This window comes from Paracoccus sp. FO-3 (genome assembly GCF_006386455.1).
Lineage (GTDB): Bacteria > Pseudomonadota > Alphaproteobacteria > Rhodobacterales > Rhodobacteraceae > Paracoccus > Paracoccus versutus.
The window spans coordinates 60,456-66,583 of record NZ_VCBQ01000017.1 but is presented as its reverse complement, the minus strand read 5'-3'; the positions used below and the strand labels follow the sequence as shown (position 1 = coordinate 66,583).

Here is a 6,128-nt window from a genome sequence, read left to right as displayed (position 1 = left end):
GCCGGGTTTTACTCCGCCGTTGACAGCGGCGCCCAACTCGCTGAGGATCGAGGTGATCTCGTCGTAATAGATGCTGCCCGGCTCGGTCAGCACCAGCCCGTGGCCGGTGCGCTCGAAAAGCTGGGTGCCGGCCATGTCCTCGATGCTGCGCACGGCGCGGCTGATGCCGCTCTGCGTGATGTCCAGCTCATCCGCCGCGCGCGAGAAGCTGCGGAACTGTGCCGCCATGACGAAGGCGCGCAACGCGCTGACCGAGGGCAGGTCGCCCTCGCGCTCGACCGCGTCGCGGGGGGCGGGATTCGGGGTCTTCATGCCGGCCTCATGATTTTCAGTCATGGGATTACAACTGCCGCCCGATTGTCAATCCATCCCGTCGCGCCGCAGTCTGGCCGCAGAGAAGGAACCATGAAAAGCCCATGAATCCCGCAGAAACTCCGCCAATCATCGATGCGCATCACCATCTTTGGGATATCGATGCGCATGACTATCCCTGGCTGCGGCCGGGCAGGCCCAGCATCGTGGGCGACACCAGCGCGATCCGCCGCAACTATCTGGCCGGGGATTTCCTGGCCGACAGCGTTGGGCTGAACCTGGTCGGCACGGTGCATCTGGATGGCGGATTCGATCCGCGCGACCCGGTGGGCGAGACGCGCTTCGCCGATGCCGCGCATCGGGCGCATGGCTTTCCGAACGCCATCGTCGGTGCGGTCGATCTGGCTGCGCCCGAGGCGCCGGCGCTGATCGAGGCGCATCAGGCGGCCTCGTCCCTGTTCCGCGGCGTGCGGCAGATCCTGGCCTGGCACCAGAACCCGCGTCTCAGCTACGGCGTGCGCCGCGACCTGATGGACGATCCCGCCTGGCGGCGCGGTTTCGCTCGACTGGGGCCGGCGGGCCTGTCCTTCGACCTGCAGGTCTTTCCTGGCCAGATGCGCGATGCCGCCCGACTGGCGCGCGACTTCCCAGACACGCAGATCATCCTGAACCAGGCGGGCATGCCCGACGGGCTGATCGACGGCGACCTGCGGGCATGGCGCGCGGGCATGACGCGGCTGGCAGAACTGCCCAATGTCAGTGCCAAGGTCTCGGGTCTGGCGATGCTGAAGCCGGACTGGACGCTGGCCGAGTTGCGGCACGTCATGGAGGTGACGGTCGAAGCCTTCGGCGCGGACCGGGTCATGCTGGGTTCGAACTTCCCGGTTGACCGGCTGTTTCGCGGCTATCGCGAGATCTTCGACGGCTACCTGACCGTGACGGGCGGCTATTCGGCCGCCGAGCGCATGGCGATCCTTTCGGGCACGGCGGCGCGGATCTATCGCCCCGCGGCCCTGTCCCCCCTGCATGAACGGAACCTCACGGCATGACCACCACCCTTCTGAAAAACGCCAGCATCCTTGATGTCGATGCCGGCAGCCTGTCCGCGACCTGCGACGTGCTGATCGCCGAGGGGCGTATCGCCGAGATCGGCAGCCGAGCCATGACGGCCGAGCGGGTGATAGACCTCAAGGGCCGCACGCTGATGCCTGGGCTGTGCGACGCGCATGTCCATGTCATCGTGCCGATGAACAGCTTCGCGCTGCTGACGAAATGGTCGCCCTTCTACACCGCGATCCGGGCCATGCCGATCCTGCGGGACATGCTGATGCGCGGCTTTACCACCGTGCGCGACGCGGGCGGTGCCGATTTCGGCCTGGCCCGCGCGGTCGAGGAAGACCTGATCCCCAGCCCGCGCATCCTGTATTCCGGCAAGGCGCTGTCGCAATCAGGCGGCCACGGCGACATGCGCGGCCCGGGCGAGACCGCCCATGACGACCATTACTATGTCCCCAGCCTCGGCCGCATCTGCAACGGCGTGGCCGAGGTCCGGGCGGCGGTGCGGGACGAGATCCGGCGCGGCGCGCATCAGGTCAAGCTGATGGTCGGCGGCGGCATCGCCTCCTATACCGACCCGATCCATTACGTGCAGTTCTCGCGCGAGGAGATCCGCGCGGCGGTCGAGGAGGCCGGGAACGCCTCGACCTATGTCATGGCGCATGCCTATACCAACCGCTGCATCCGGCATGCGGTGGAATGCGGTGTGCGCTCTATCGAGCACGGCAATTTCCTGGACGACGAGACCGCGGCGCTGATGCGCGAGTCCGGGGCCTATCTGGTGCCGACGCTCTCGGCCTATACCACCATGTGGGAGGAAGGCCTGCAGGTCGGCATGCCGGCCGAGCTTCACGCCAAGATCAGGCCGGTGCTGGACGCCGGGCCGCGGCAGCTGGAAATCGCCGCCCGGCACGGCGTGCCCATGGTCTACGGCACCGACCTGATCGGGCCGCTGCACCGCCACCAGTCGCTGGAGTTCCGCATTCGCGGCGAGGTGCTGCCCGCCGCCGAGGTGATCCGGCAGGCGACCTGCAACGCCGCGGCGCTGTTCAACATGCAGGACCAGATCGGCCGGGTGAAAGAGGGACTGCGCGCCGACCTGATCGCGCTGCGGGGCAATCCGCTGGAGGATCTGGGTCTGCTGCAGGCGCCCGAGAACCTGTCGCTGATCATGAAGGACGGCCGCATCTATCGCGAGGCGGCGTGAATGGCCGCTAGGGCCGCGGCCGGCTGCTGGGCAGCGCCACGGTGACGCCGCCCAGCATGATCAGCCCGATCCCCAGCAGTGCCGGCGCATCGGGATATTGCCCCAGCACCACCATGCCCAGGAAAGTCGCATAGACCAGGATGCTGTAGCGGAAGGGCGAGACGAAGCCGCTTCCCCCCGTCGCGGTGGCCAGCGCCAGAAAGACATAGCCCACGGCGATGGCCGTCGCCGCCAGCGCCAGCAGGGCGATCTGCGCCGGTTCCGGCGCGGCTGTCCCGCTGGTCGTCAATGCACCCAGCCCGAAAAGACTGGTGCAGGCCGCGCTCAGCAGCGCCAGGCAGATGGGCGAGGGCATCAGGCTGTCCCGCATCAGCAGGTCGCGCGCGACCGAACACAGGACTGCGACGACGACCGCCAGCGCATGCGGGTCGAGCATAGCGCCGTCGGGCCGGATCACGAGCAGCACGCCGGCAAAGCCCAGGGCGGTGCCGATCCAGCCGCTGCGCGGGATCGCCTCGCGCAGCAGGGCGGCGCTGGCCAGCATGAATACGATGGGGGTCATTTGGTAGATCGCGGCCGCATTGGCCAGCGACAGGCCGGTGAGCGCGTGGACATAGCCGATGGTGGCGCCGGTATCCAGCAAGGCGCGCAGCAACGCCCGGCCCGTAAGGCTGGCACGGATCTGCCAGATCTCGCGCCGCAGGGCCAATAGCCCCAACAAAAGCAGCACGGCCATGGCCGACCTGATGGCCAGGATCATCGCGGCGGGGAGGTGCGCGGCGACAAGCTTGACCATCAGGTCGTTCAGCCCGTAACCGGCCATTGCCAGCAGCATGAAGCCGGCGCCGCGCCAGTCATCGGACCTTGCAGTCGGCATCAGCGCAGCGGTGAAAATGGCGCCGGTGCCAGGATGCGGACGGTCTGGACCTCGATCATGCCCTTGATCGCGTCCAGATAGGCCGGCCAGTCTGGATCGGCCAGCATGGCTGCCCGCCGCGCGCTGCGCTGCGCATAGTCGTCATGTCGCCACATCGAGACCACATGGTTCAGCTCGCCGATATCGGTGGTGAAGAAGCCCACGGGCTCACCCAGGTGCTTGCGCTGCACCGGCAGGCCGAGCGTTTCATAGGCCTTCAGGAAAGGCCCTGTCATGCCTTGCACAAGGCGATAGTCGCGTTCCTCGAGGATCATCGCATCACCAGATCGAGGCACCGCCGTCCACGGTCAGCATGGTGCCGACAGCGAAGCGGGCGCGGTCAGAGGCCAGCCAGACGATGGCCGAGGCGATGTCGTCGGGCTCCCCCCAGCTGTTCGAGGGGGCGCGAGCGCGCAGCCCGGCCTTGAAAGCCTCGGGATCGGCAACCTGCGTCAGCATCTTGTTGTAATAGTTCGACCAGATCACGCCCGGCGCCACCGAGTTCACGCGGATGTTGTCGGCCGCGAAGTCCAGCGCCATGGCGCGGGTCAGCGAGGCGACGCCGCCTTTGGCCGCGACGTAGGCGGCGCGATCCTTGATCGCCATCGCCATGGCGATGTTCGAGGCGGTGTTGACGATGGCGCCGCCGCCGCGCTTGCGCAGCGCCGGCACGGCATATTTGCTGCACAGGTAGACGCCTGTCAGGTTGACGTCGATGATGCTGCGCCAGTCGTCCTCGTCCTGGGTCTCGACGGTGCCCAGCGAGCCGCGCCCGGCATTGTTCACCAGCACGTCCAGCCCGCCGAACTCGGCCACGGCGAAATCGACCATTGCCTTGCAATCCTCGGCCTTCGAAACGTCTACGGTGAAGGCACGGGCGTTTTCGCCCAGCTCGGCCGCGACCTGTCCGGCGGCATCGCCCAGATAGTCGGCGACCACGACCTTGGCGCCTTCCTCGACGAACAGCTTCGCCGTGGCGGCGCCGATGCCGGCGCCCGCGCCGGTGACGAGGACAACCTTGTCCTTGAGATGCATATCCATGGTTCAAACCTCCAGAGAGCTGAAATGACGCAACACCGCCTGTTCGACGCTGAGCGCGGCAAGCCAGGAGGTTTTCGGGTTTTCGGGCAGCGGCTTGTTGTTCAGCAGGATGTGGAAGCTGCCGAACGCGCCTTTGGCTTCCAGTTCATGCGTGTTGCCGGATGCGGCGGGATCGGCGATCAGTCGCACTCTGGTGTCCTTGAAGCCAAGCCCCGCCAGAGCCACGGCGGCGGTGACGTTGGTATTCTTGGGATAGTCGCGGGCGGCCTCGACGGCATCGCCCTCGTAGAAGACGGTCGCCTCCTTGAGGTTTGGCAGGTCCAGAAGCTGTTCTGCCGGCGTGCCCTTCCATGCTGTTGGAGGTTTCCTGCCGATATAGGCGACGCTGTCGAGCCCGGCGAGCTTGGCCGAGCGCAACACGTCGAGCCCACCAATGGCGCCCGAGACCGCGATGGCGCGCGCACGGCCCGTCTTGGCCGCCGCTTCGATCCGCGCCACGGTTCCGGCATCGCCAAGCGCGCCGATCGAGACGATCACCACGTCGATACCCGCTTCCAGAAGTTGCGGCACGGTTTCGCGCACCGCCTCATGCGTGGCGCATTCGATGACCAGATCGGGCTTGGCAGCGATCAGTTCATCGACGCTGTTCCAGCGCTGCATCCCCGCGGGAGCGTCGTTCGGCAAGTGTTCGGGCACTAGGAAGCCGCCCAGATGCAGGCCGCTGTCGCCCTTTTCCAGCGATGCAGCAAGGCTGCGCGCCATGGCGCCGAATCCGATCGAGACGATGAGCGGAGAGGTCATATGTCGATCTCCTTGAGAAAATCGGCCAGCAGCGCCGCATAGGGCGCCGGATAGGCCTTGGGAAAGAAATGCCCGCCCGGCAGCGAGGCAAGCCGCGCGCCGGAGATCGCCGCCGCCAGCCGCTCGGACGAGGCGAAGGGGATCAGCGCATCGTCGCTGCCGCCGATCACCAGCGTCGGCGCGGTGATCCGGCCCAGCCGGTCGAAGACGTCGTGTTCCATCAGCATGCGGATGCGAGCGGCCTGCACCGCGATGGGTTGCAGGCGCGTATCGGCCTGCTCCAGCTCGGCGTCCAGCGCGGCGCGATTGGCCTCGATCCAGCCGGCGTCATAGCCGAGTGCCTGGGTCAGCTTGTGATAGGCCACCGGCCCGGCCTGTTCCAGCAGCGCCAGCCGGGCCTGGAACAGCCGGGTGAAACGGGTATCCACCCGTTCCCATGTGCCGCTGAGCACGAGGCCGGCGACGCGCTCCGGTGCCTCGACCGCCAGGGTCTGCGCGATCATGCCGCCGGTCGAATGTCCGACGACATGCGCGCGCCGGATATGCAGGTCGTCCAGCACACCCAGCACGTCCCGCATGATGCGGGGGATGGAATAACCGCCCGTGGGGCGATCACTGCCGCCGGCGCCGCGATGGTCGATGCGGATCAGATGGTAATCGTTTTCAATCGTGGATACGACCCCTTGCCAGAATCCGGCCTCGCCGCCCAGGCCCGGAATCAGCAGGCAAGGCGGGCCGTTGCCGTCCAACTGGTAATGAATGCGGCAGCCGTCATCGGCGACATGGACCGGCATC

Annotated in this window: 8 protein-coding genes; 2 read left to right on the top strand and 6 right to left on the bottom strand. The window is 67.1% G+C overall.

Features of this window, described 5'->3' with window-relative positions:
- Positions 1 to 312 (bottom strand): LysR family transcriptional regulator (locus tag FE811_RS07020; RefSeq protein ID WP_181180834.1); only part of this gene is annotated, 312 nt, incomplete at its 3' end.
- A 104-nt stretch (positions 313 to 416) separates the two neighbouring features.
- On the opposite strand from FE811_RS07020, the gene FE811_RS07015 reads away from it, so the two are divergent.
- Together FE811_RS07015 and FE811_RS07010 are read left to right on the top strand one after the other, a co-directional pair.
- Positions 417 to 1,361, top strand: coding sequence for an amidohydrolase (locus FE811_RS07015; RefSeq protein WP_116221314.1), 945 nt, complete (start codon positions 417 to 419; stop codon positions 1,359 to 1,361).
- Positions 1,358 to 2,575: an amidohydrolase family protein gene (locus tag FE811_RS07010; RefSeq protein WP_116221313.1), complete on the top strand. Its 1,218-nt coding sequence runs from the start codon at positions 1,358 to 1,360 to the stop codon at positions 2,573 to 2,575. The genes FE811_RS07015 and FE811_RS07010 overlap by 4 nt, the downstream gene beginning before the upstream one ends.
- Positions 2,576 to 2,582: 7 nt before the next feature.
- Here FE811_RS07010 and FE811_RS07005 read toward each other — a convergent pair whose 3' ends face one another.
- From FE811_RS07005 to FE811_RS06985, 5 genes are read right to left on the bottom strand one after another with little or no spacing between them, the layout of a single operon-like run.
- The gene (locus FE811_RS07005) at positions 2,583 to 3,452 is read right to left on the bottom strand and encodes a DMT family transporter (RefSeq protein WP_116221312.1); all 870 of its coding nucleotides are present in this window, start codon (positions 3,450 to 3,452) and stop codon (positions 2,583 to 2,585) included.
- Positions 3,452 to 3,766 carry an NIPSNAP family protein gene (locus tag FE811_RS07000; protein ID WP_036752838.1) on the bottom strand — a complete coding sequence of 105 codons (315 nt, stop codon included), beginning with the start codon at positions 3,764 to 3,766 and terminating at the stop codon, positions 3,452 to 3,454. The genes FE811_RS07005 and FE811_RS07000 overlap by 1 nt, the downstream gene beginning before the upstream one ends.
- A gap of 4 nt (positions 3,767 to 3,770) precedes the next feature.
- The gene (locus FE811_RS06995) at positions 3,771 to 4,532 is read right to left on the bottom strand and encodes an SDR family oxidoreductase (protein WP_208861540.1); all 762 of its coding nucleotides are present in this window, start codon (positions 4,530 to 4,532) and stop codon (positions 3,771 to 3,773) included.
- 3 nt (positions 4,533 to 4,535) lie between these two features.
- Positions 4,536 to 5,333: an aspartate dehydrogenase gene (locus FE811_RS06990; RefSeq protein ID WP_036752840.1), complete on the bottom strand. Its 798-nt coding sequence runs from the start codon at positions 5,331 to 5,333 to the stop codon at positions 4,536 to 4,538.
- The gene (locus tag FE811_RS06985) at positions 5,330 to 6,127 is read right to left on the bottom strand and encodes an alpha/beta fold hydrolase (protein ID WP_116221311.1); all 798 of its coding nucleotides are present in this window, start codon (positions 6,125 to 6,127) and stop codon (positions 5,330 to 5,332) included. The genes FE811_RS06990 and FE811_RS06985 overlap by 4 nt, the downstream gene beginning before the upstream one ends.
- Position 6,128: the final 1 nt, after the last annotated feature.